The sequence below is a fragment of the Coprococcus comes ATCC 27758 genome, from assembly GCF_025149785.1.
Classification (GTDB): Bacteria; Bacillota; Clostridia; order Lachnospirales; family Lachnospiraceae; genus Allocoprococcus; species Allocoprococcus comes.
On record NZ_CP102277.1, the window covers coordinates 2,948,245 to 2,971,983 of the forward strand.

A 23,739-nucleotide genomic window follows, 5' to 3' on the forward strand; every position below is an offset into this window, starting at 1 on the left:
TTTTAAAAAAAGTCAATCAAAAAAAGAGACAGCCCATCATTTTGACAAGCCATCCCTTTTCGTCATATTTTATAAATCCTAAGCTTCAGACTCTTTCTTAGCTCCAAAGTAAGCCTTCAGAGAATTGATCACAATAACAAGTCCGAGTGCCATCAGCAGAACTGCGATGATCAGCTGAAGTCCTTCTACAAGGAAAGTAGCGGAACCTGCTGCATATGCTTTTACAAGTCCGATGGTTCTCTCTACCAGTGCGGTTCCTGTTACACAAAGCATGATGATCAGCGGTGCGAACAGCATCTTGTTGCTTCTTCCTGTTACCTTCATGAATACACAAAGTGTTACAAGTACAAGTGCTGACAGTAACTGGTTTGCTGATCCGAACAGTGGCCAGATATTTGCATATCCGATACGTGTCAGAACGTAAGCACATAACAGAGTCACGATTGTTGAGAAATATGTATTGCAAAGGAGTTTTCTCCATCCTTCTGCATGTTCCATATCATCTACACTGAAAAGTTCCTGGAAACTCATACGTCCGATACGTGAAACAGCATCCAGACTGGTAAGTGCAAGTGCAGATACACACATGGTCATGAAGCACTGTGCGATGTAAACCGGAATACCGAACATTTCAAAGAATCCTGCAACACCGCTTGAGAATACCTGGAATGGTGTTCCGGCTGCCGGTGTTCCGTCTGCTGCTGCAGCTGCACCAGCTACGCAAAGTGCGATAACTGCAAGAAGACTTTCCAGAACCATTGCTCCGTATCCAACCTTCAGCATATCCTTTTCATTGGATACAGTCTTAGATGATGTACCTGATGAAACAAGGCTGTGGAAACCTGATACAGCACCGCATGCCACGGTAACGAACAGGATTGGGAACATATCTCCAAGTGTATCATTGTGGAAGCCTGTAAATACCGGAAGGTTCATGGTTGGATGTGCAACCAGAAGTCCCAGTGCAGCTCCTGCGATCATACCGATGAACATATAAGTTGTCATGGTATCACGAGGCTGCTTTAAGATCCACATCGGAAGTACTGCTGTAAAGAAGATATATACAAATGTAATGTAAGTCCATGTATCTTTTGTTGCTGTGATCGGTACTAACATACCAAGACCAAGAGCAGCTACTGTAAATACAAGACCGACAACTGTTTCTTTCCATCCGTGAAACCGGAATTTTTTCTGTACCAGACCAAAGATCATAGCAAATACGATAAACAGCAGGGAAATGGTTCCTGCAGCTCCGTTTGTCTTTGCTGCATCTGCAAGTTTTACGACACCGTCTACTTCTGTGTAAGCGTTAAATGTACCTGCAACCATATCTGCGAATGCTGCAATTACAAGAAGTGTAAACAGCCAGCAGAAAAGCAGGAATACTTTTCGTCCGAATTTACCGATATATTTTTCGATCAGAAGTCCCATAGACTTTCCTTCGTTCTTTACACTGGCATACAGTGCACCAAAGTCTGTAACAGCACCGAAGAAAATACCTCCAACGATGATCCACAGGAATACCGGAACCCATCCAAATACCGCCGCCTGAATTGCACCGGTAACAGGACCTGCACCTGCAATTGACGAAAACTGATGACTGAATACGGTCCATCCGTCTGTCGGAACATAATCCTTTCCATCTTCAAATTTCTTTGCCGGAGTCTCTGCTTTAGGATCGATTCCCCACTTATTAGCGAGCCAGCGGCCATAGAATACATATGCACAGCTAAGAAGTACTGCTGCGATCAATACGATAACTAATGTATTCATACTAATCCCTCTCTTTCTCTTCCAGTTAAAATAATTAAGTTTTAATAAGATAAATAAAAATTTTATTAAATTATTATAGTGGTGTTTTAACTCTTTAAAGCCCTTTTGTCAATGGACTTCTCGCAATTTCGGCACGTTCACATGATTTTTTAGAGTATGCTCTGTTTTTTTGTGCATTTTTCCATACTCCGCGTTACAAAAACATATGACCGCTTCGCAAAAGCATTCCTGTAATATACAATTTGTCCGTGACACCTGCATCTGACTCCAGAATATGAGACTCCAGACTATGACCGGATATATTTTTATATTGATATTGACATTTTTTCCCAACCGAATTATACTGAATTTTGTAAATGAAACGGGGAGCTTGTTTGACAGGCTGAGAGGAAGTTCAAAACTTCGACCCATATACCTGATTTGGATAATGCCAACGTAGGAACGTATATTTTGATGATAACGGGAGATACATTGGTATCTCTCTTTTTTTGATATACGGCATCAAATACCATCAGCATACTCTGATGATATTTGAGAAACAGGATTTCTTATAATAATATGAAATGATACCAGGGTCAAAAGGTCAGAAAGCTGATGCAAGCTTGCTTGCAAGAGGATTTTTGACCTCTTGACCCGCCAAAAACATGAGTAAGTAGCCATTTTTCAAAGAAAAATGAGCGGATTACGAATGTTTTTGAGGATTGCGAGAGTGCAAAGCACGTAGCAATCTGGTATCAAAGGGGGCAAAATACCTTTTGACCCCAACATCATGAAATTCCACATTCAACCAGGGTTTACACGAAAATGAATAAGGTAAAGTTGAGATTGGGCGAGAGTTCATGAAGGGGTACACCACCACGGGTGTAATTCTTTGTGTACTCTTTTTTCATTTTTAAGAACTTTTCCGTTTTGAAAGGAGGTTTTTCCATGATTACAGTTAATGGTAAAGAAGTTACTCTGACCGGACCGCTCAGTGTTGCGGATTATCTGGAACAAAACAATTATCAGATCAAACGGATCGCCGTTGAAATGAATGGTGATATTTTACCAAAATACAGCTATTCTGACACCATGCTCAAAGACGGGGACCGTCTGGAGGTTGTAAGTTTTGTAGGAGGAGGCTAAGAAATCATGTATCATACACTTACAAAAGAAGAAATCTACACCGCCCTTGACGAGCGACATTCACCGGAGACGCAGAAGCTTCTCTCGGCAGGAAATGTAGCGATCGCAGGGCTTGGCGGTCTTGGCTCTAATGTTGCTTATGCGCTTGCACGGATTGGTGTCGGTCATCTTCACCTGATTGATTTTGACGTAGTTGACATTACCAATCTGAACCGCCAGCAATATTTCATGGAGCATATCGGAATGTACAAGACCGATGCCCTGAAATCCCTGCTTCTGAAGATCAATCCGTATCTGGATATCCGCACGGACTGTGTAAAAGTTACGGACGATAATCTGCAGGAATTATTTGCAGATGCCACAATTGTCTGCGAAGCTTTTGATAATCCGGAAGCCAAAGCAATGCTGGTCAATGGAATTCTGGAACATTTTCCAGAGAAAAAGCTCGTATCCGCAACCGGAATGGCCGGCTATGGAAGCAGCAATACCATTATCACAAAACGGATCATGAAAAACTTTTATCTGTGTGGTGATGGCGTGACAGCACCAACTTACGGTCATGGACTGATGGCGCCGCGTGTTGCCATCTGTGCCGCACATGAAGCCAACATGATCACGCGGCTGATCCTCGGTGAAGAAGAAATTTAAAAATATAAGAAAGAAGGAACTTTATTATGAGTACAAATGAAGATAAATTTATCCTGGGAGGTCATGAATTCACTTCCCGTTTTATTCTCGGATCCGGTAAATTTTCTCTGGATCTTGTAAAAGCCTGTATCGAAAAAGCAGAAGCTCAGATCATCACACTTGCCCTGCGTCGCGCAAATGAAGGCGGTCTTGCAAATATCCTGGACTATATTCCGGACAATGTAACCCTGCTTCCAAATACATCCGGTGCACGTAATGCTGAGGAGGCAGTCCGTATCGCCAGACTTTCCCGTGAAGTCGGATGCGGCGACTTTGTAAAGATCGAAGTCGTTCATGATTCCAAATACCTGCTTCCGGACAACTACGAAACCATCAAAGCAACAGAAATCCTTGCAAAAGAAGGCTTTGTTGTCATGCCGTATATGTACCCGGATCTGAATGCTGCAAGAGCACTTGCTGATGCCGGAGCTGCCTGCATTATGCCGCTCGGCTCTCCAATCGGTTCCAACAAAGGGCTCAGCACAAAGGATTTCATCCAGATCCTGATTGATGAGATCGATCTGCCGATCATCGTTGATGCCGGAATCGGTCGCCCTTCCCAGGCTTGTGAAGCCATGGAAATGGGTGCTTCCGCTGTCATGGCAAATACTGCTATCGCAACTGCAGGAAATGTTCCTGCCATGGCAGAAGCTTTCAAAAAAGCCATTGAAGCCGGACGCAGTGCTTATCTTTCCGGACTGGGACGCACCATCGAAAGAGGCGCAAGCGCATCCTCACCTCTGACAGGATTCTTAGAGAATTAGGAGGCAGTCAAAATGGAAAATTCACATATCAACGAAAGTATTTTAAGTGAAGAAATTCTGGAAGACCAGAAGAAAAACCGCATTGATCATATGACTTACCTTCCGGGAATGGAAGATATCGGATCTGACGTAATGGATCAGGTCATAAGTGCCATGAACGCTTATGATTATGAAAAATATACCGAAGCTGACGTAAGACGCGCCATTGCGCATGACATCCGTACACCGGAGGATTTCGCTGCACTTCTCTCACCTGCCGCACTTCCTCTTCTTGAGGAGATCGCACAGGCTGCACAGGCAGAGACACGAAAACATTTCGGAAACAGCGTCTACATGTTTACTCCGATCTACATTGCAAACTACTGCGAAAACTATTGTATTTACTGTGGTTTCAACTGCCACAACAAGATCAACCGTGCACAGTTAAATGAGGAAGAAATTGAAAAAGAAATGGCAGCCATCGCCAAAACAGGTCTTCAGGAGATCCTGAGCCTGACCGGTGAAAGCCGCAGCAAATCCACGGTGGAATATATCGGAAATGCCTGCAAGATCGCCCGTAAATATTTTAAAGTCATCGGACTTGAGATTTATCCGGTCAACTCAGACGAATACGCATTCCTCCACGAGTGCGGTGCCGATTATGTAACCGTATTCCAGGAGACTTACAATTCTGACAAATATGAAACCCTGCATCTTGCCGGACACAAACGGATCTTCCCATACCGTGTCAATGCCCAGGAACGTGCACTGATGGGCGGCATGCGCGGTGTCGGATTCGGAGCACTTCTCGGACTTGATGATTTCCGCAAGGATGCCTTTGCAACCGGATACCATGCTTATCTCCTGCAGAGAAAATACCCACATGCCGAAATCGCCTTCTCCTGTCCGAGACTTCGTCCGATCATCAACAACGACCGGATCAATCCGATGGACGTCCATGAGCCACAGCTCCTTCAGGTAGTCTGCGCTTATCGTCTGTTTATGCCATTTGCAAGCATTACGGTATCCACAAGAGAATGTGCGCGTGTAAGAGACAATCTGGTACAGATTTCTGCAACAAAAATCTCTGCCGGAGTCAGCACCGGAATCGGAAGCCATGTGGATGATATTGAGGATAAGGGAGATGACCAGTTCGAGATTTCTGACGGACGTTCCGTAGATGAGGTTTATCAGGCACTTCTTTCCAACAATATGCAGCCGGTTATGAGTGATTATATCTATGTATAGAGATCTTATTGCCGTAACAAACCGCCATCTCTGTTCCCGTCCTTTTACAGAACAGATTACCCGTGTCTGCAAGCTGCATCCGAAAGCTCTGATCCTGCGTGAAAAAGATCTGCCGGAAGAGGAATATTTTTCTCTTGCCCGGCAGGTGAAGGAAATCTGTGAACAGTTTAAAGTTCCGTTTATTCCGCATTTTTATCCAGCCGTTGCGAGAGAACTCGGCTGTGACAGGCTACATTTACCGCTTCCACTTTTGCTTGAGAATCCGAAAGTGGTTTCCGATTTTCATACAGTTGGAACTTCCATCCATTCTGTTTCTGAAGCAGTCGAAGCGGAAAAGCTGGGAGTTTCCTATCTCACAGCAGGGCATATTTATGTTACCGACTGCAAGAAAGGGCTCCCGCCACGGGGACTTCCATTTCTGCAGAATGTATGTCAAGCTGTGCAGATTCCGGTTTATGGCATTGGCGGAATCAAAATTGATGAAGCACAACTGCACGAACTGAAAAATGCAGGTGCTGCAGGAGGTTGTGTGATGTCAGGGATGATGCACGTCTGACCGGTCATTCCTCAAAATAAAAAAGGCACTATGCAGGGTAGCATATCAAACTGATATTGTCACCTTGCACAGTGTCTTTTTTATTTCACCCGAAACTGCACTTCTTTGCCAGCTTCTACTTTTATATTTCTGTCTGTCCGTACAATAATATGTTCATGATTCATTGTTTCAACATAATACTGTCTGTAAAACCCAAGAAATTCTTCCTGTCTTACAATTCCTTTCACAGAACCTTCTGCTGCAAATTCCAGTTCCTCCGGTCTGCAGCATATTGTATTTCCATGGATATCAGTAAAACGGTTGGATATTCCAAGAAAATCTCTTGCAAAATCATTCTGTGGATGCAGATACACCTCTTCCGGCTTTCCAATCTGAACCAACTTTCCCTGATCCATAATAGCGATCTGATCTCCAAGTACCATTGCCTCTTCCTGGTCATGCGTTACAAAAACCATTGTAATTTCATATTTCTTCTGGATTTCACGGATTTCTTCCCTCATTTTTACCCGGAGTTTCGCATCCAGATTACTAAGCGGTTCATCCAGAAGAAGCACCTTCGGTTTTGTGATCAGAGATCTGACCAGTGCTACTCTCTGCTGCTGTCCTCCGGAAATTTCCCCGATCGATGCCCCGGCATATTCTTCCATATCTACGATTTTCAGATATTCCATACCCATTTCTCTGGCTTCTTTTTTTCGGATGCCACGGAACTTCAGACCATAGATCACATTTTCCAGAACACTCATATGTGGAAATAATGCATAAGACTGAAAAACAGTTGATACCGGACGCTTCTCCGGAGCCAGTGTGGTGATATCCTGGCCATCAACCAGGATTTGCCCTTTATCTGTTTTTAAAAATCCACTTATCATTTTGAGTGTTGTCGTTTTTCCACAGCCGGATGCTCCCAGAAGACACAACAGTTCTCCCTTTGGAAGGGAGAGTGATAAATCTTTTACTACTTCTTTTTCACCAAAACTTTTACTTATGTTTTTCAGTTCTAAATACACGTTTCTTTTTCCCTTTCCATGCAACAATTATCGAAAACAGCACATTTACTGAAATTGTGATCACAATAATAAATGTCGCAATCATAGATGCTTCTCCATACCGACCTGTGTTAATGCAATCAAATAATGTAAATACTGCAATCTTCTGTCCCGGTGTCACCAGGAAAATAACTGCTCCTGCCGTAACCATCGCACTTGTAAAATTATTGATAAATCCCGTTGCAAATGCCTGCTTTACATTCGGAAGAATGACATCTTTCATTACCAGAAATTTATTCGCTCCAAGATCCCGCGCTGCTGCATCAAGCTCTGTACTGATCTGCAAAAGGGAGGATGCCGAAGCCTTCGTTGTAATTGACATCTGTTTATAGATCATATTCAAGATAACAATGACCGCTGTTCCGGTAAGTTTTAACGGTTCATGATTAAATGCCAGAATATATCCGATTCCAAAACAACTTCCCGGAAGCATATACGGAAGTGTAATAATAAAGTCCAGTACTCCGCCAAATTTTATCTTTCGTCTTTCAATATAATATGAAAGTAAAATACCGATCAGACTGCCGACTATTGCTACAATAAGCGCATATTCCACACTTCGGATAAATGTATCCATATTCCGTTCCAGAAGTGCGTCCAGATACATCGTTGTAAATGTGATTTTCCCACGTAAGTTTCTACTGAAACTGTTTAGAAAAATGGATCCGTATTCAAGCGCCATCATTACAAAAAAGATACCTGCGCCCAGCCATACAATCACTGCTGACAGCCCACGAACCCGGAATGTATCTCCCGCTTCTACCGTCTTATTACTATTTCCGCTGATGACTTTTTCATTTTTCTGCATTAGATAGCGGTACAGGATAAAAACAAGAATCGTCGGGATCAGAAGCAGTACATTAAGTGCCGCACTCTTATCCAGTCTGGAATATCCGATTACCTGCATATAAATTTCCGTCGAAACTGTTTCAAAACGTCCACCTATCACAACAGGCGTTCCAAAATCAGCGATCGACCGAATAAACGAAAGCAAAAAGCAGCTGAGTAGTACCGGTTTTAACAGTGGTACAACAATTCTCCACAATGTATACCCGGAGGATGCTCCAAGGTCAAAAGATGCCCTTACGAGCGACATATCCATTTTCCTCAGCATTCCGATAATCATCAGTGCATTTAATGAAGAAAAGAATAACGTCTGCATTACAACAACACCAAGCCATCCATACGGGTTCAGCGAAAGTCCGAACACTCCTTTTGTGATCAGACCGTTTCTTCCGAAAAGCTGGATATAAGCGAGCGAAGCAATAAACGGCGGCGAAACCATGCTGATCAGCAAAATCGCTTCCAGAAATTTGCCCAGTTTCTTCCCTGCTGTCCATACACAGATTGATACAAGCAGCCCCAGAATTGTTGAAAAGAATGCGGATAAAACACCTACAAAAACACTGTTTTTTACAAGCTGCAGATTGGCGCTGAAGATGCTCTTGTAAACTTCTGTCGAAAATCCCTCTTCTCCCACAAAACTTTGTCTGATCATGCAAAGAAGCGGATACAGAATAAAGATCAACACACCTGCTACCAGCACTGCTAATATAAAATAATCCAATATATTATAAAAATGGGCATCATAAAATGATGCCCGTTTTTCTCTAGGTTTTCTATTCTTCACCTTTATCTCCCATCAGAGTGCTCCATTTGTCAAGGATCTCTGTTCTCTTTGATCCGAACAGAGAAAGATCTTCTTTCATAAGCTGATCCTTGTCAAAGTTCAGTTCAAGTCCTTTCAGACTTGGTTTTACCAGAAGACAGGTATTGTTCTTGTCAATTTCAGCCATCATCTTCATGTTCTCATCATCAGAGAAGAACCATTTGATAAATGCTTTTGCAGCTTCTGTATTGTCTGCATTTGCAAATGCTGCAACGCCTTCCGGAACGTATGGCATTCCGTCTGAAGGATAGATTACATCAACATCTGCCTGTTCTTTCAGTTCATCCAGTGTACCATTGATATATGTGATACCAATACCAACTTCACCAGCTGCTGTCTTCGTACTTGGATCTGAACCACGTTTTGAATAGTAATCTACGTTCTTGTTAAGAGCTTCAAAATACTTCCAACCTTCTTCGTCTCCCTTTGTCTGAAGAAGAGCGTTTACTACTGCGTAGTTTGTTCCTGAAATAGCCGGGTTAGACATCAGGACTTCTCCCTGATATTCTTCTTTTGTAAGGTCATCCCATGATTTAGGAGCTTCAAGTCCTTTTTCTTTTAAAATATCATTGTTAACAATAAATCCTACAACAGTAACACCTTTTGAGAACCAGTAATTATCACTGTCTTTGAATTCCGGTGCAAGTTCATCAGCTGCATCAAAATCTACTTTTTCAAGAAGGTCATTATCTTTTGCATCCATAAATGCATCGATTCCGCCCCCGAACCACAGGTCAGCTGCAGGTGTTCCGCCTTCTGCTTTAAGCTTTGATAATACTTCTCCTGAAGACATGGAAATGAATTCTACCTTCGGTCCTACTTCTTCTGTAAACTTATCAAATAATGGCTGATAAGCATCACCTGTTGTAACAACCTTCAGAGTTCCTTCCAGTTTCTTTGTCTCTTTGTCGTCTTTCTTGGTTTCTTCTTTTTTTGTAGTCTCTTCCTTTTTATCTGAGCTTCCACAGGCTACCATACCTGCTGCCATTGATACTGCAAGGAGAAGAGCTGCAAATTTTTTCATTTTTTTCATAATGTTCCTCCCTTTAACATATCTCTGATATTATTCCGACATGCTTTTTACATTCTAGCACCAGATATTTTAATTTTCAAATTGTTTTTCTCTATAGATAATCATTCCTATAGTTTCTATCTATTTTTTTATTTTTATTTTCTATAAAAGAAATGCATGTGGGATACTGTACTGTCTTTACCGTTTTATTCAGTAAAAGCATTTATATCCTACACGCACTTCGTTTTACTCTCTTTTATAATTATCCCGCCAGATGAAGCACTCCGATCAGCAGAATACCACACAGTCCATAGTAAGCTACAACTGCAACAAGGTCGTTGATGGTCGTAATAAGTGGTCCGGATGCTACCGCCGGGTCGATATTGATCTTCTTGAAGAACAGAGGAATCAGTGTACCCACCGCACCAGAAATTACCATTGCCACCATCAGAGACAGACCGATACAGCCGGATACCGCATACGCGAATGTCCAGGTCTTTCCTTTGAAAAGTGCAATATAAAGTCCTAATACGAGGAATGATAAAATTCCAAGAATCGCACCATTTGAAAATGCGATCCGCATCTCTTTGAATACCAGTTCTACTTTCTGCTTTCCTGTCAGTGATTCATCCATCAGAACACGGATCGTTACCGCCAGTGACTGGGTACCGACGTTACCTGCCATGTCCAGGATCAGTGACTGGAAACACATAATGATCGTCAGCTGGCTTACTACCTGCTCAAATACACCTACAACAGAAGATACAACTGTTCCCAGTGCCAGCAGAACAAGCAGCCAAGGGAGACGTTTTTTCATGCTCTCTTTGAGTGGCTCTTTCAAATCTTCTTCTGCAGTCAGACCAGCGAACATCGCATAATCTTCACCCATCTCATCATCGACCAGATCTACAATGCTCTGGGATGTGATAACACCGAGAAGTTTATTATCGTTATCCAGGATCGGAATAGAATTTTCCGAATAATCTTTCAATTTTTCGATACAGTCATCGATCAGCTCGTGACCGTATACATATGGATATGATGTCACGATCAGATCCTCAAGACGTGTATCCTGTCTTGCCGTGATCAGATCCTTCAGATCCATCGCACCGTAGAAGGTGTGATCCGCTGTCACCATAAAAATTGTAGAAATATTGTCATTTTTTGCTGCCTGACTGACAAGTTCGGTCATCGCCTGCTTTACAGTAAGATTTTCTCTGATCTCAATGTAATTCGTGGTCATTCTTGAACCGATCTCTTCATCATCGAATGCAGCAATAACTGCCATATCCTTTCTGGCTTCATCATCCATCAGCTCTAGCAAAAGAGCTCTCTTTTCTTTTGGAATCATCCGCAGTACATCTACAACCGCATCTGTTTCCATTCTGGAAAGAATTGCTGCTGCTTTCCGCACATCCATCTCATCCAGATATTCAGCAGCCTGCTTTTCATCGATATACTCGAAGATATCCGCAAGCATGTCCAGATTCAGAATCCGGCACAATTTCCGCCGCTCTGCAACGGAGAGATCCGGGAATACATCTGCAAGGTCATTCTCATGGTAGTCTTCCAGTTTGTTTCTCATAATTCCCGGAGAGGCATTGCTTCTTACAATGCCCAGGATCTCAGCTCTGTAGTCCTGGTAGTCCTGATAATCCTGTGTATTTTCCATAACTTTCGCCCTCCTTATCCTTTTTCCAGCACAAAAACATGCAGAATCAAAGTCTAAAATTCTCCACATTTCTGTCTTTCATCCAATATTCAATTATGAATGTCAATACGGGAAAACAGGATAAGAAATGCTATACGAACAAACAGAATGAACTGCTGCCATTTTCCCATCCTGCGTATATACTTCGCCCATGACTATCACAACTGTCCATTCTGTTCACCTGCCTTTTGTTTGAATTTGATTAAGAAGTTTTCAACTTCCTACGCTATTATAATACCTTAGTCTACAAAATTCAAACCTTTCTGTTTATAAAATTATTTTTTTATCAACTTTTTTCTTATTTTTAACATGAAATAAAAATCAACTGTTTTTTCGCTCCTCTTTACTCCTCTGCTTCCACTCATACATCTGTAAATCCGCTTCTTTTACACAGCTTTCACAATCATTCTTATCCGGATCAAATCTGCTGTAGCCGACAGATACATACGGAATCCTTCCCTCATAGCTCTGTCTGTTCATAAGTCCTGTTATTACATCTGTCTTCACGATAATACTGCTATAATAAATATAACCATCGCCAGGCAAATATAATCCGTCCGTACCTTACTGCTTATCATCCCAAACATAACACCAGAGATTAAGAAAAGAGTATCGTTCCCAATACAATACGATTACTGTTCTGATATCTCCCTCCGAACTTCCATGCCTGAACAACAAAATATAAACTACAGCCGAGATAAAAAGCAATATATGCCCAATAAAATCTTTCATGATGATAATTGTTCTGCGCATCAATATAATAAATCTATCCGAAATATACGGATAAAATTTCAATCAGTGCATGTCCACCTACCAGAAACGCAAAAATTCTCTTTTCTTCTGTCTTTCAATCAGGTCATTTCTTTCAATCCTAACGCTCATGACCAACATCGCTAATATAACCAGATAAATCTGGACCGTATACTGTTCCATCTTTTTACAACTATCCTTCTGCTTTATTATCATTACATTATATGCGATTTTGAAGAAAACATGAATATTATTTATTATTTTCTATCAAAAAAGGCAGAGATTTCATTCTGTTAAAATCTCTGCCTTTTCATGTTGCTCTTTATTTTCTAAAAACAATTTCAACAATATCACATTTCGGATATATCACTGTTCCGCGTTCTGTGTTTTTCCATTCTGCTCCGCAAACCTCTTTTACATCATGAACATTTACCAAAAGATATGTAATTTCTTCATTTTCCCCTGAACTGCACAGAACAATTTTTTCATCCTTATATCTGGCAGTAATATCCAGAACCTCATTTCCTTTTTCATCTGGAACAATACATTCCGCAATCTTGTCTTCTTCTAGTGGATATACCAGAATCTGTAACTGCTCCGGGTAATGATATGTTGCCGTTTTTTCATTCTTACCAATTGGAAGAAGCGTGTTCTCACGGACAAACAACGGCAGAGAATCAAATCCATACACTTCTGTATACCAGCGTCCACCTTCTTTTTCTTCTCCGCTGAGCAAATGTGTCCATCTTCCCTTCGGAAGGTAATACTCACCAATACCCTCTTCATTGAAAATCGGTGCAACCAGAATCTGCTCCCCAAGCATATACTGTTGATCCAGATATCGCACTGCAGGGTCTTTTTCAAATTCCATGATCATTGGTCTCATAACAGGTATTCCAAGTTTATTTGACCGTACAGCCGCTTCGTAGATATACGGCATCAGACGAAGTTTTAATTTTGTAAACTTCCGACACACCTCAACTGCCTCTTCATCGAACGTCCACGGAACCCGGTAACTCTTGGAACCATGCAGTCTGCTGTGAGTAGATAAAATTCCAAACTGCAGCCATCTTTTATATACCGTAGGATTGGCAGCTTCTTCAAATCCCCCAATATCGTGACTCCAATAAGAAAATCCCGAAAGAGTAAGAGAAAGGCCTCCTCTTAAAGATTCTGCCATTGACTCAAATGTACCTGTGCAGTCACCACCCCAGTGAACCGGGAATTGCTGTCCGCCTGCTGTCGCACTTCTCGCAAACACAACTGCATCTTTCTCGCCACGTTCTCTTTTTAAAAGCTCAAATACTGCCCGATTATACAAAAATGTATAATAATTATGCATTCCCCATGGATTGCTTTCATCATGATACTCTACGTCTATCGGAATTCGTTCTCCAAAATCTGTTTTAAAGCAGTCTACTCCCATATCAAGTAATATTTTTAATTTACTTTGATACCATTTTACAGCTTCCGGATTCGTAAAATCCACGATTGCCATTCCCGGCTGCCAGTTGTCTACCTGCTTGATTCCGAACCCATCTTTTCTTAAAAGAAAATATCCTTTTTCTTTTCCCTCTGCAAATAGTGTAGAATTCTGAGCAATATACGGATTGATCCATACACAGATTTTCAGTCCTCTTTCTTTATAACGTTTCAGCATTTCTGCCGGTTCCGGAAAAATTTTATTGTTCCATTCAAAATCGCACCAGTGTAATGCTTTCATCCAGAAACAGTCAAAATGAAACACTTCCAGCGGAAGATTTCTTTTTTCCATTCCTTCAATAAACTCTGTTGCTGTCTTTTCATCATAGTCTGTTGTAAATGAAGTACTCAGCCACAAACCGAAAGACCACGCTGGAAGAAGTGCCGGTTTTCCTGTCATATCCGTATAATTCCGAATAATTTCTTTCATATCATCCCCGCCGATTACATAATAGCGAAGTTCTTCTCCTTTTACCGAAAACCCTACATATTCTACTTTCTCACTGGCAACTTCAAATGAAACATTGGAAGTATGATCAACAAAAACGCCATAACCTCTGTTGGTGATATAAAATGGAATATTTTTATAGCTGATCTGCGAAGCTGTTCCTCCATCTTCATTCCAGCAGTCAATCTGCTGTCCGTTCTTAACAAATGCTGTAAAACGTTCTCCCAATCCATATACGTTCGTTCCTGCTGTTAAAAGCAACTCATTTAACATATACGGTTCCCCGGTTTCTGCCATATACTCTTCTTCTGGATATTTTGTTGCATACCCTCTGTTGTAGCGCATATAACCGACATTTTTAAAAGCTGCACCGGTAAGAAGTTTCCCGTTTCTCTCAAATCGGATATAAAATTCTTTCAGTCCTACCCGAACCGTCATTTTTCCACTTTTTAATACAGCTTCCTCCTCAGAAATTATAACTTCCGCTTCCTGATGTTCCAGAAAAAGTTCAAATCGTGGCTCTCTGTTTTCATACCCTAGAAAATGTGTGTACGTCACCTGAATCCGATCTTTTCCGGCTGCAGTAAATTCCATTACCATTGTACCGACATCCAGTTCATCCGCTCTTCCCAGGATTGGTTTAAACGTTGCAATCACACGCATACCAGCCGCTATTTTTTCTGCATAACCGGCCTGCACAGCATACAAAGCATTGGCTCTTTCATTTTTTTCCCAATATCCTTCTGTAAATTTCATACTCACAGCCTTTCTTAACAAACAACTGCTTTTGCGTAAAATCCCCGTGTTTTTCCATCAATATAATCATCTTCTGAAATGCTGACTATATCAGAAAGTCGAATATCTTCGCAAGAAGATCCTGCCAGAAGTTCAATTTCACCTTTTTCTACTTTCCACTTCATTTCTTCGTCAAGGAAGGCGAATTGTGACACCTTTATTTCAAATACAACTTTCTTCTTTTCCCCTTTTTTCAGGAATATTCTTACAAAGCCTGCCAGTTCCTTTGTTGGTCTTACCATTGATGCAACCTTGTCTGAAAAATATAATTGTGCGACTTCCGCGCCATCATATTCTCCTGTGTTTTTCACTGTAAAAGTAACTTTCACTGTATCATCCGGATTTATGTTTTTCTTATCCGTCTGCAAATCTGAATAGGTAAATTCTGTATAACTTAGACCGTGTCCAAAATAATACAGCGGTTCTGCCGTATCATTGATATAACCATTTTTATTGCGAATCATCCCTGTATGTCCGGCTGATACATATCCGCTTCCTCTTGGAAGACCATAGTATACTGGAAGCTGTCCTACATTTCTTGCTACTGTAACCGGAAGGTGTCCTGATGGTGACTGTTCACCAAACAATACCTTGCACAGTGCCTGACTGCCATATTCTCCCGGCTGCCATACTTCCATAATCGCATCAAAATGTGATGCCACAAATTCATTTGAAAGCGGTCTGCCATCATAATGAAGAACCACTGTCTTTTTATGCAGATCATAAACCCTTCTTGCAAATTCTTCCTGTCGTCCCGGCAGATCAATATCCGTAGAATCTATACCTTCTCCAACCGTTGAAGTTACGCCCCATCCATTTTTTCCACCAATAGTCAAAAGAATCACATCCGCCCCTGCTGCCACCTGTAGTGCTTCTTCCATGCCACCTGTATTGTCTCCAGAGCAGTTAATTCCCTGTGCATAAACCACTTCCGCTTCTGGAAGATATTCCTTCAATGCTGCACATAATGTTCTCGAGTTTGGAAATTCCTTTTGAATCTTACGATTTACCCGTGGTGATACTTCTCGAATCTCACCTTTATATTTCTGTTCAACATCATAAATAATCAGTCCTGGCTCTTCAAATTCCTGCCCATCTTCTTCTCTCGACATGGTCATATCAAGTACAGCCGGATAAGAAAATGTACCAAAAAGACTTCGAATATTATCCGCATGAGGCCCTATTACCGCGATTTTCTTAATTTTCTTAGAAAGTGGAAGTGTTTTATTTTCATTTTTAAGCAGTGTAAAACTTTCTGCTGCAATTTTTTCATTCAGTTCATCTGCTGATTTAAGATGAAGATATTTTTTCAGCTTTTCAAGATCCGGATAAGGATTCTCAAATAAACCAAGTTCAAATTTCTGTGTCAAAACACGCCGTACTGCCTGATCTATTATATCCATAGAGAGTCTGCCGCTTTCAATCGACTCTTTCATTTTATAGCTGAATCCTTTTGATCTTGGATACTCTACATCTAATCCAGCCTGGATTGCACGGATTCCGGCCTCTTCAAAATTCTCAGCGACAGCAAACGGATCCACCAGGCGGTCAAGTGACAAATAGTCAGAAACCACAAAACCCTGAAATCCCATTTCTCCACGCAGAATATCTGTCAACATCTTCTTTGATCCTACAACCGGTTCTCCATTCACTGAGCAATAGGAATTCATTACACTTTTCAGTCCTGCTTCCGTGATCGCGCATTGAAACGGCTTACAGTGTATCTCCCGCATATCTCTTTCTGAAACAATATTACGCCCCATATTAAGACCGCCCTCTGTGATACCGTGACCTGCAAAATGTTTTGCAGTCGCCAAAACCCCTTCTTTCAGCTCATCTCCCTGAATTCCTTTTACAAAGGCAGATGCCATGGCTGATGTAAGTGCTGCATCTTCCCCGTATGTCTCAGTAATACGTCCCCATCTCGGATCTCTTGTAATATCTACTACCGGTGAAAGTGCCTGTCTGAACCCAACATAATACATTTGTTTGCGAATAATATCTGTCATTTCGCCAACCACTTCCGTATCAAACGTTGACGCCTGCGCTATTGCACTCGGAAATACATCCGCCTCCGTAAACTGTGCCCCAGCACTCGCCTCACAGTGAATCAGTGCCGGTATTCCAAGACGTGTATGATTTACCAGATATTTCTGCAACTTATCCGCATATTCCACAATTGGCTCTACCGTATCTGCTACTGTAAATGCACCTACATTTCCAATGCCATTCGGTATATAATTTTCAAACTCCGGAATATCATCAGCAATAGTTACCAGACATGTAATCTGGTCAATTTTCTCTTCAAAAGTCATTCTGTCCAGCAGATCCTCCACTCTCTCTTCTACGGGAAGATCTTTATTCCTGTATTTTTCCATAGTAGTCCCCTTTACAGCACTCCCCTTGCCTTTTGTGCCATCACATCTAACAAGGGGAGAATTTCATTCTTTATTATTTACTTAAATAATCTGCTACATTATCTTTTGTTACAATTTTAAATGGAATATTGACATCTTCGATATCTGCCGGATCTGTTCCTTTTTTCAGTTTTTCAAAAATATCTGCTCCTGCTTCTGCCTGTGCCTTTGCATCCTGAAGTGCAGTCATTGTCATTTCTCCATCCTGAATTGACTGCAGAGCATCATCACTTCCGTCAATTCCAAGTACCTGAATACTGTCAAGTTTTCCTGCTGATTTAAGCGCCTCTACAACACCAAGTGCTCCATCATCGTTTTGGCATACAATTGCATCAATCTTGTCATAAGAAAGAAGACTGTCTTCTGCAGTACTCATACCAAGGTCTTTTGAATTTTCTACGTTATATTCATCAAGGATTTTGATATTTGGATTTTTCTTAAGTGCTTCTTCCAGTCCTTTTTTACGATCGACATACTGCTGATCATTTGGTGCACCGGTAAAATACAAGATTGAAGCTCCATCCGGGAATGCATCACACAGATACTCACCCTGTGCTTTTCCTGCATCTTCATTTGGCGAACCCACATAAATATATCCGTCATAGTCGTCTCCACCAGATACAGAAGTAAGGAATGATACATACGGAAGTCCTGCATCTTTTGCTGCCTCAAGTGCCGGAATTGAACCGTCAAGGTCATTACTGATTGCAGATACAACATTTGCATTCTGCACAATAAAATCATCGATCTGTCCGTTCTGAACATTTGTATCACCGCCTGCATCTGTTACTGTGATTGAAATTCCTTTTGCTTCTGTGGCATCTTTCAGATAAGATCTGAACTTTGCACAATAGTTATATGTATCACTGTTATTTGCAAATCCTACCAGATAATCGCTTTTCCCTTTTGAAGAACTACTGCTGTCCTTTGTATCATCTGCTGTTCCACAGCCGACCGCCATTGTTGCACACATTGCTGTTACCATTAAAATTGAAAGTAATCTCTTTTTCATTTTCCTTCTCCTTTTACTTATTTACTCTTTTTGTTTTCTTTTGTCTTAATATCGATAATAACTGCGATTGCAATTAAAAGACCTTTTACAATTAACTGATACTGTGTTGATACATGAAGCAGGTTCAGAATGTTGTTGATAAGACCTACAATAATTGAACCTATCAGCGCTCCTGTAACCGTTCCGATTCCACCAAGGAAACTGGTTCCACCAACAATAACTGCAGTGATCGCATCAAATTCATATCCCTCACCAACAGACGGCATACCTGCCATCAGTCTTGCCATCAGTACTACACCCGCAAGTCCTGTAAGTGCACCACTAAGTGTAAAGATCAGACGTTTCGTTCTGTTTGTATTGATTCCGGATGCAATTGTTGCCTGCTCATTTCCACCGATCGCATAAATATAAGTTCCAAACTTTGTTGATTTCATCAGAACAGCGATCACAATTACAGAAAGGAGCATAATGAGAACCGGAACCGGAATCCCCAAAATAGAGCCATGTCCTAAAAATCTCGCTTTGTTCACACCCCCAATTGTCTGACCGTTGGTGTATATCTGAACAATACCCTTTAATACATAAGTCATTGCCAGTGTTGCAATAAATGGCTGAAGCTTATAATAGGTGATCAGAAAACCATTAATCCATTCACATACGCATCCAATTACAATTCCTACTAGAAGAGCCAGTGATAAATGTCCTGTTGATGCAAGAACTCCGGCCGATACACAGGCTGATGTCGTACACAGGAAACCTGCTGACAAATCAATCATTCCTGATACGATCAGCATTGTTTCACCACATGCTATAATTGTTACAACTGAAATCTGTTTTAAAATATTGAGCAGGTTCTGAGGTTTCAGAAAGTTGTGATTGATCACTGCCGATGCAACAAACAGAATGATCATAATAATTACGATTCCGTACTTTCTGTAAAGCTCACCTGAAGATAATGCTTTTTTCTTATTCATCGCCTTTTGCCTCCACTATCATCTTCATAATCTTATTTTGTGAAATTTCATTCCGATCCAGAATTCCAAGCATTTTTCCTCCGCCGACAACACCAACTCTGTGACTCATTGACAGTACTTCCGGCATATCAGATGAAATCAGGATGATTGCCAGTCCCTGTTCTGCAAATTCTGTTATCAGAGAATATATTTCCTGCTTTGCACCTACATCAATTCCTCTGGTAGGTTCATCCAGGATCAGAAGTTTGATATTTCTTACCAGCCATTTTGCAAGTACTACTTTCTGCTGGTTTCCACCACTTAAATTTCCAACCAATGTATTTGCATCTGGTGCTTTTACAGATAATCTTTTACAGATTTTTGCAACTTCCTGCTGTACTTTTTTCTTATCCCAAATGCCACCTTTTGCAAATAAATCTCCATTTGGAAGAATGATATTATCACTGATTGATCTGACACCGACAAATCCATAAGTTCGTCTGTCCTCTGTTACCATTGCGATTCCATTTTGGATTGCATCTTTTACAGATCGAATTTTTATCGGCTTTCCATCCAGGATGATTTCCCCTTCATTTGCCCTTGCAAGCCCAAAAAGAGTTTCAACAATCTCGCTTCGTCCTGCACCTACCATTCCTGCCAAACCAAAGATTTCTCCTTTATGGACCTGAAAAGATACTTTCTGAAACACATCCTTTCTTCCTAAATTCTTTACTTCAAGGCGAATGTCTTTTCCGATTTGCGGTATCGGAGGGTAAATATCCTTGATATCACGTCCCACCATCATTGCAATCAGTTTATCTGTATCTACATCTTTGATATCTCCAGATGCAATCCATTTTCCATCTCTTAATACAGTATAGCTGTCACACAGTTCAAAGACCTCTTCCAGTCGGTGTGATATGAAAATAAACGCAATTCCTTTTTGCTTTAATTCATTTACCTTACTAAAAAGAATCTCTGACTCTTTTGAGGTAAGTGCAGATGTAGGTTCATCCATGATGATCACTCTGCTGTCCCGCGATAAAGATTTCAGGATTTCTATCATCTGACGCTGTGCCACATTTAGATTTCCCATCTTTTCCCTCGGATTATAATCAAGTCCCATTTCATCAAGTAATCTCTGGGTTTCCTTTAGTCGTTCTGCTTTATTCACAAAGACTTTTCCTTTTTTCGGCTCACGTCCCAGAAACAGATTTTCTGCAATGCTTAATTCTGAAACATAGTTCAATTCCTGCGCTACAATAGAAATTCCATATTTAAATGCATCCTTTTCACATTTCATATGAATCTCTTCACCTTTGCAGATTACGGATCCACCGTAGTTTGAATAAGTACCGGACAGTATCTTCATTAAGGTCGATTTTCCAGCTCCATTTTCTCCTACAAGTGCATGAACTTCAGAAGCCCGTATCTTCATATTTACATTATCCAGAGCAACTACACCAGGAAACTCTTTCCGAATATTCTTGAGTTCGATAATTGTTTCCTTCTCCACTTTTCCTCCTCCTTCGTGTTAAATCGTTTAACTTGTTTTTATTCTTGCCTATCGTTTTCGACATGGTTATCATACCATTTTCACAAACAAATATCAATATTCCATTGCTATTTTATGCATTTTCGTTGTTAATGCACAAATTAAAACGCTTCAGCAAAATGTTGAAGCGTTTTAATTTAGATAGTTTTATATGGTTTAAATTTTTAAATAACTGTAACCGGCGGAATCGACTTTGTACTTCCTCTTACCAACAGCCTTGGTGTATACAAAATTTCTTCTCTTTCTTTCAGTTTTTCTTTATTATCAATCAGATCAACTACTTTTTCGCCCAGTTTTTTCCCCATTTCAATAACAGGAACCCCTATTGTTGTCAGCGGAACCTGCATCACATCCGCAAACGGAACATTATCAAATCCAATAATTGAAATATCTTCCGGAATTGAAACACCATACAGTCTTGCAGCTCGATAAATTCCAAATGCCATTTCATCATTCATCGAAAAAATCGCTGTTACTTTCTGTCCCAGTATATACGAAAACGCCTCATAACCGCTTTCCATCGTGTAATCTCCAAAGTACACTAAGTCCGGATCATATGAAATTCCACTTTCCTCCAGTGCCTTTTTATATCCATTCAGGCGCTGCATCGTAACATGAAAACTTTGTTTTCCAGCCACGCATCCAATTCTTCTGTGTCCGCATTCTATCAGATGTCTGGTTGCCATATAACCGCCCTTTTCATAATCGAATAAAATATCTACCCCTGGACAGTCAAACCCATATTTTTCCATTGTAATGACCGGAATACTAAGATTTCTCATCGCATTTTTCAAAAAATCAGGTTTTTCCATATCATTCATTTCCATTGATTTTGACCAGATTAGTGCTCCGATATTATCCGCAGCAATATCACGGATAATATCTGTATCGATAGTCTGACCGTCTTCTATAATGTGACATACCAGAGAATATCCGTTTTTTTCAAGCACTCCGTTAATCGCCATGAAAAGCGAAGAAATATGCGTATTTCTCAAATCATTGAAAACAATGCCTATCAGACGGCTTTTCTTATTTGCAAGACTGACCGCTGCATTATTCGGACGATAATTATGTTTTTTGGCGATTTCCCGCACTTTCTTTTTTGTATTTTCCGAAACCCGTGACGGCTTATCTGACAATGCCATAGATACCGTTGCCACCGATACACCGCACTCTTTTGCAATATCTTTAATTGTAATTCCCATATTTTCTATTCCGTTCCAGTTATTTTTCTGCTTCTTTCCCCACTCGCATTTTATTTATGCATCCGATCTCGCATAAGAGTTCTTCATCTGATTGCTCAGTTCGTACAAAACCTTAGACAGTGTATCCAAAGTTTCCTTCTTCACCATCTTCGCAATCTCCCGGTTCGCTTCCCGTTTGATCTGCATACGCTTTGCTATATCACTTTCTTTCGTAAGATCGTCATCATACCGGTTTATAATCTGATGTGCCTTTGCCATCACATGTTCCTGGTAACGCTCAATATGGAAAATAGACTTTTTATAAGAAGCATCTGCCATCGCAGCGATCATTCTGCTTGACCAGTAGAAGTTCTCTGTTGAAACTTCCCCTGTCGTATTTGCAAAATATTCCGGTGTTTCATCAATATCTGCATAGAATGGAGCCATTACATTAAATGCATTTGATGCAAATGCCACCCATTCAATTGCACGGGAATCTTCCGGCTGATCCGGTCTCATCTGGATCAAAGACATAAAATCATTTCGATTGATACCAATGGAACGATAAGCACCATTCATTGATTTGTCCCCGTAAGCTCCATACGGATCATAAGGTGTTCCCTGATAATGTGAAGACAGAACATATTTTACATCTTCTACTGTAACCTTCTTTTCCGGAACCATACACCACGGAATATCATCGGATACTGGTGTATAATCTGCATCCGGTCCGTCCCAGCTGTATGAATTTGGATTCAGGTAACGTTCCATAAACCAGGCTCTCGGTGTATTGTATACATGATCCGAGTCATCATGGCTTCCAAAAGCATCTCTTGGATTTAAGGTTCCATCCATGGACGGGTTCAGATGATATTTCTCAATGAATTCCTTCATATCCGGAGAACACATATAATTTTTCTGCTCACCAAGTGCATCTTCCAGATCAAATTCATCCATTCCAAGCTGGTTCGGCATCACCACATAAACCTCATCCGGCACTTTTCTGGCAATCCAGTGATGTCCGCCGATTGTTTCCAGCCACCAGATCTCATTTACATCCTCGAATGCAATTCCATTCATCTCATAAGTACCGTATTTCTCGAGAATACTTCCAAGTCTCTGCACGCCTTCTCTTGCGCTGTGGATATAAGGAAGCACGATATATACAATGTCCTCTTCCCCGATTCCACCTGCAATTTCTTCCTGGTCGTCCGACTTCGGCTGATATGTAACCAGCGGATCTGCCCCAAGCACACGTGGATTGGATGTGATCGTTTCGGTTGCCGTCATTCCTACCTGCGCTTCATTTACCCCGCTTGCCGCCCAGATTCCTTCCCCCTTGACTGCGTTCGGCATGGCAGTATAACGCATCGGATTCTCCGGTAATTCTATTTTCACATGCGAAATCACTGATTCATATACCTTCGGCTGATCTTCCGGATGAATCACCACAAATTTTTTCGGCATATAAGCGCCTGACGGTGAATCATCATTCCTTGCGATCATCGTAGAACCGTCATACGATGCCTTTTTTCCAACCAGTATTGTTGTACAAGCCATTTCATTTTCC

At 41.0% G+C, this 23,739-nt stretch carries 18 protein-coding genes and 1 riboswitch; of the genes, 5 read left to right on the top strand and 13 right to left on the bottom strand.

Annotated elements, in window-relative coordinates; translation table 11 throughout:
• Positions 1-78: 78 nt before the first annotated feature.
• Positions 79-1,773 (bottom strand): carbon starvation CstA family protein, encoded by a 1,695-nt coding sequence (locus NQ556_RS14485; RefSeq protein ID WP_173690014.1) that lies wholly within the window; start codon positions 1,771-1,773, stop codon positions 79-81.
• A 354-nt stretch (positions 1,774-2,127) separates the two neighbouring features.
• Positions 2,128-2,232: riboswitch (TPP riboswitch) on the top strand.
• Between the two features lie 468 nt (positions 2,233-2,700).
• On the opposite strand from NQ556_RS14485, the gene thiS reads away from it, so the two are divergent.
• From thiS to NQ556_RS14510, 5 genes are read left to right on the top strand one after another with little or no spacing between them, the layout of a single operon-like run.
• Entirely contained in the window at positions 2,701-2,898 is a 198-nt protein-coding gene (thiS, locus tag NQ556_RS14490) for a sulfur carrier protein ThiS (protein WP_008368609.1), read from the top strand.
• Positions 2,899-2,904: 6 nt separating this feature from the next.
• Positions 2,905-3,546: a sulfur carrier protein ThiS adenylyltransferase ThiF gene (gene thiF / locus NQ556_RS14495; protein ID WP_008368611.1), complete on the top strand. Its 642-nt coding sequence runs from the start codon at positions 2,905-2,907 to the stop codon at positions 3,544-3,546.
• 26 nt (positions 3,547-3,572) lie between these two features.
• Positions 3,573-4,349: a thiazole synthase gene (locus tag NQ556_RS14500; RefSeq protein WP_008368613.1), complete on the top strand. Its 777-nt coding sequence runs from the start codon at positions 3,573-3,575 to the stop codon at positions 4,347-4,349.
• 12 nt (positions 4,350-4,361) lie between these two features.
• Positions 4,362-5,576: a 2-iminoacetate synthase ThiH gene (gene thiH / locus NQ556_RS14505; protein ID WP_008368615.1), complete on the top strand. Its 1,215-nt coding sequence runs from the start codon at positions 4,362-4,364 to the stop codon at positions 5,574-5,576.
• Positions 5,569-6,132, top strand: coding sequence for a thiamine phosphate synthase (locus NQ556_RS14510; RefSeq protein ID WP_008368617.1), 564 nt, complete (start codon positions 5,569-5,571; stop codon positions 6,130-6,132). Before thiH ends, NQ556_RS14510 begins: the two co-directional genes overlap by 8 nt.
• Positions 6,133-6,212: 80 nt before the next feature.
• On the opposite strand, the gene NQ556_RS14515 is transcribed toward NQ556_RS14510, so the two are convergent.
• The 12 genes from NQ556_RS14515 to NQ556_RS14570 form a co-directional block, all read right to left on the bottom strand.
• Positions 6,213-7,142, bottom strand: coding sequence for an ABC transporter ATP-binding protein (locus tag NQ556_RS14515; protein ID WP_022219949.1), 930 nt, complete (start codon positions 7,140-7,142; stop codon positions 6,213-6,215).
• Complete coding sequence (locus NQ556_RS14520; protein WP_022219948.1) at positions 7,114-8,811, bottom strand: ABC transporter permease; 1,698 nt, start codon at positions 8,809-8,811, stop codon at positions 7,114-7,116. The genes NQ556_RS14515 and NQ556_RS14520 overlap by 29 nt, the downstream gene beginning before the upstream one ends.
• Positions 8,801-9,874 (bottom strand): ABC transporter substrate-binding protein, encoded by a 1,074-nt coding sequence (locus NQ556_RS14525; RefSeq protein ID WP_055248045.1) that lies wholly within the window; start codon positions 9,872-9,874, stop codon positions 8,801-8,803. The genes NQ556_RS14520 and NQ556_RS14525 overlap by 11 nt, the downstream gene beginning before the upstream one ends.
• Before the next feature lie 250 nt (positions 9,875-10,124).
• Positions 10,125-11,534 carry a magnesium transporter gene (gene mgtE, locus NQ556_RS14530; RefSeq protein ID WP_022219946.1) on the bottom strand — a complete coding sequence of 470 codons (1,410 nt, stop codon included), beginning with the start codon at positions 11,532-11,534 and terminating at the stop codon, positions 10,125-10,127.
• Between the two features lie 360 nt (positions 11,535-11,894).
• Complete coding sequence (locus NQ556_RS14535) at positions 11,895-12,080, bottom strand: hypothetical protein (protein WP_044998506.1); 186 nt, start codon at positions 12,078-12,080, stop codon at positions 11,895-11,897.
• A gap of 565 nt (positions 12,081-12,645) precedes the next feature.
• Positions 12,646-15,009, bottom strand: coding sequence for an alpha-xylosidase (gene yicI, locus NQ556_RS14540; RefSeq protein ID WP_022219945.1), 2,364 nt, complete (start codon positions 15,007-15,009; stop codon positions 12,646-12,648).
• A 14-nt stretch (positions 15,010-15,023) separates the two neighbouring features.
• The gene (locus NQ556_RS14545; RefSeq protein ID WP_008368636.1) at positions 15,024-17,426 is read right to left on the bottom strand and encodes a glycoside hydrolase family 3 N-terminal domain-containing protein; all 2,403 of its coding nucleotides are present in this window, start codon (positions 17,424-17,426) and stop codon (positions 15,024-15,026) included.
• A gap of 73 nt (positions 17,427-17,499) precedes the next feature.
• Positions 17,500-18,477, bottom strand: a complete 978-nt coding sequence (locus NQ556_RS14550; RefSeq protein ID WP_008368638.1) for a sugar ABC transporter substrate-binding protein — start codon at positions 18,475-18,477, stop codon at positions 17,500-17,502.
• Between the two features lie 17 nt (positions 18,478-18,494).
• Positions 18,495-19,451 (bottom strand): ABC transporter permease, encoded by a 957-nt coding sequence (locus NQ556_RS14555; protein WP_008368640.1) that lies wholly within the window; start codon positions 19,449-19,451, stop codon positions 18,495-18,497.
• Positions 19,444-20,946 (bottom strand): sugar ABC transporter ATP-binding protein, encoded by a 1,503-nt coding sequence (locus tag NQ556_RS14560; protein ID WP_022219943.1) that lies wholly within the window; start codon positions 20,944-20,946, stop codon positions 19,444-19,446. The genes NQ556_RS14555 and NQ556_RS14560 overlap by 8 nt, the downstream gene beginning before the upstream one ends.
• 203 nt (positions 20,947-21,149) lie before the next feature.
• A complete protein-coding gene (locus NQ556_RS14565; protein ID WP_022219942.1) occupies positions 21,150-22,190 on the bottom strand; it encodes a LacI family DNA-binding transcriptional regulator in 1,041 nt (346 codons plus the stop codon).
• Between the two features lie 54 nt (positions 22,191-22,244).
• A complete protein-coding gene (locus NQ556_RS14570) occupies positions 22,245-23,729 on the bottom strand; it encodes a C69 family dipeptidase (protein WP_022219941.1) in 1,485 nt (494 codons plus the stop codon).
• Positions 23,730-23,739 lie beyond the last annotated feature (10 nt).

Excerpts from the sequence above, each read along its gene's own strand:
- NQ556_RS14485 (WP_173690014.1), bottom strand. The coding sequence starts at position 1,773 with ATGAATACATTAGTTATCGTATTGATCGCAGCAGTACTTCTTAGCTGT.
- thiS (WP_008368609.1), top strand. The coding sequence starts at position 2,701 with ATGATTACAGTTAATGGTAAAGAAGTTACTCTGACCGGACCGCTCAGT.
- thiF (WP_008368611.1), top strand. The coding sequence starts at position 2,905 with ATGTATCATACACTTACAAAAGAAGAAATCTACACCGCCCTTGACGAG.
- NQ556_RS14500 (WP_008368613.1), top strand. The coding sequence starts at position 3,573 with ATGAGTACAAATGAAGATAAATTTATCCTGGGAGGTCATGAATTCACT.
- thiH (WP_008368615.1), top strand. The coding sequence starts at position 4,362 with ATGGAAAATTCACATATCAACGAAAGTATTTTAAGTGAAGAAATTCTG.
- NQ556_RS14510 (WP_008368617.1), top strand. The coding sequence starts at position 5,569 with ATGTATAGAGATCTTATTGCCGTAACAAACCGCCATCTCTGTTCCCGT.
- NQ556_RS14525 (WP_055248045.1), bottom strand. The coding sequence starts at position 9,874 with ATGAAAAAATTTGCAGCTCTTCTCCTTGCAGTATCAATGGCAGCAGGT.
- mgtE (WP_022219946.1), bottom strand. The coding sequence starts at position 11,534 with ATGGAAAATACACAGGATTATCAGGACTACCAGGACTACAGAGCTGAG.
- yicI (WP_022219945.1), bottom strand. The coding sequence starts at position 15,009 with ATGAAATTTACAGAAGGATATTGGGAAAAAAATGAAAGAGCCAATGCT.
- NQ556_RS14545 (WP_008368636.1), bottom strand. The coding sequence starts at position 17,426 with ATGGAAAAATACAGGAATAAAGATCTTCCCGTAGAAGAGAGAGTGGAG.
- NQ556_RS14550 (WP_008368638.1), bottom strand. The coding sequence starts at position 18,477 with ATGAAAAAGAGATTACTTTCAATTTTAATGGTAACAGCAATGTGTGCA.
- NQ556_RS14555 (WP_008368640.1), bottom strand. The coding sequence starts at position 19,451 with ATGAATAAGAAAAAAGCATTATCTTCAGGTGAGCTTTACAGAAAGTAC.
- NQ556_RS14565 (WP_022219942.1), bottom strand. The coding sequence starts at position 22,190 with ATGGGAATTACAATTAAAGATATTGCAAAAGAGTGCGGTGTATCGGTG.
- NQ556_RS14570 (WP_022219941.1), bottom strand. The coding sequence starts at position 23,729 with ATGGCTTGTACAACAATACTGGTTGGAAAAAAGGCATCGTATGACGGT.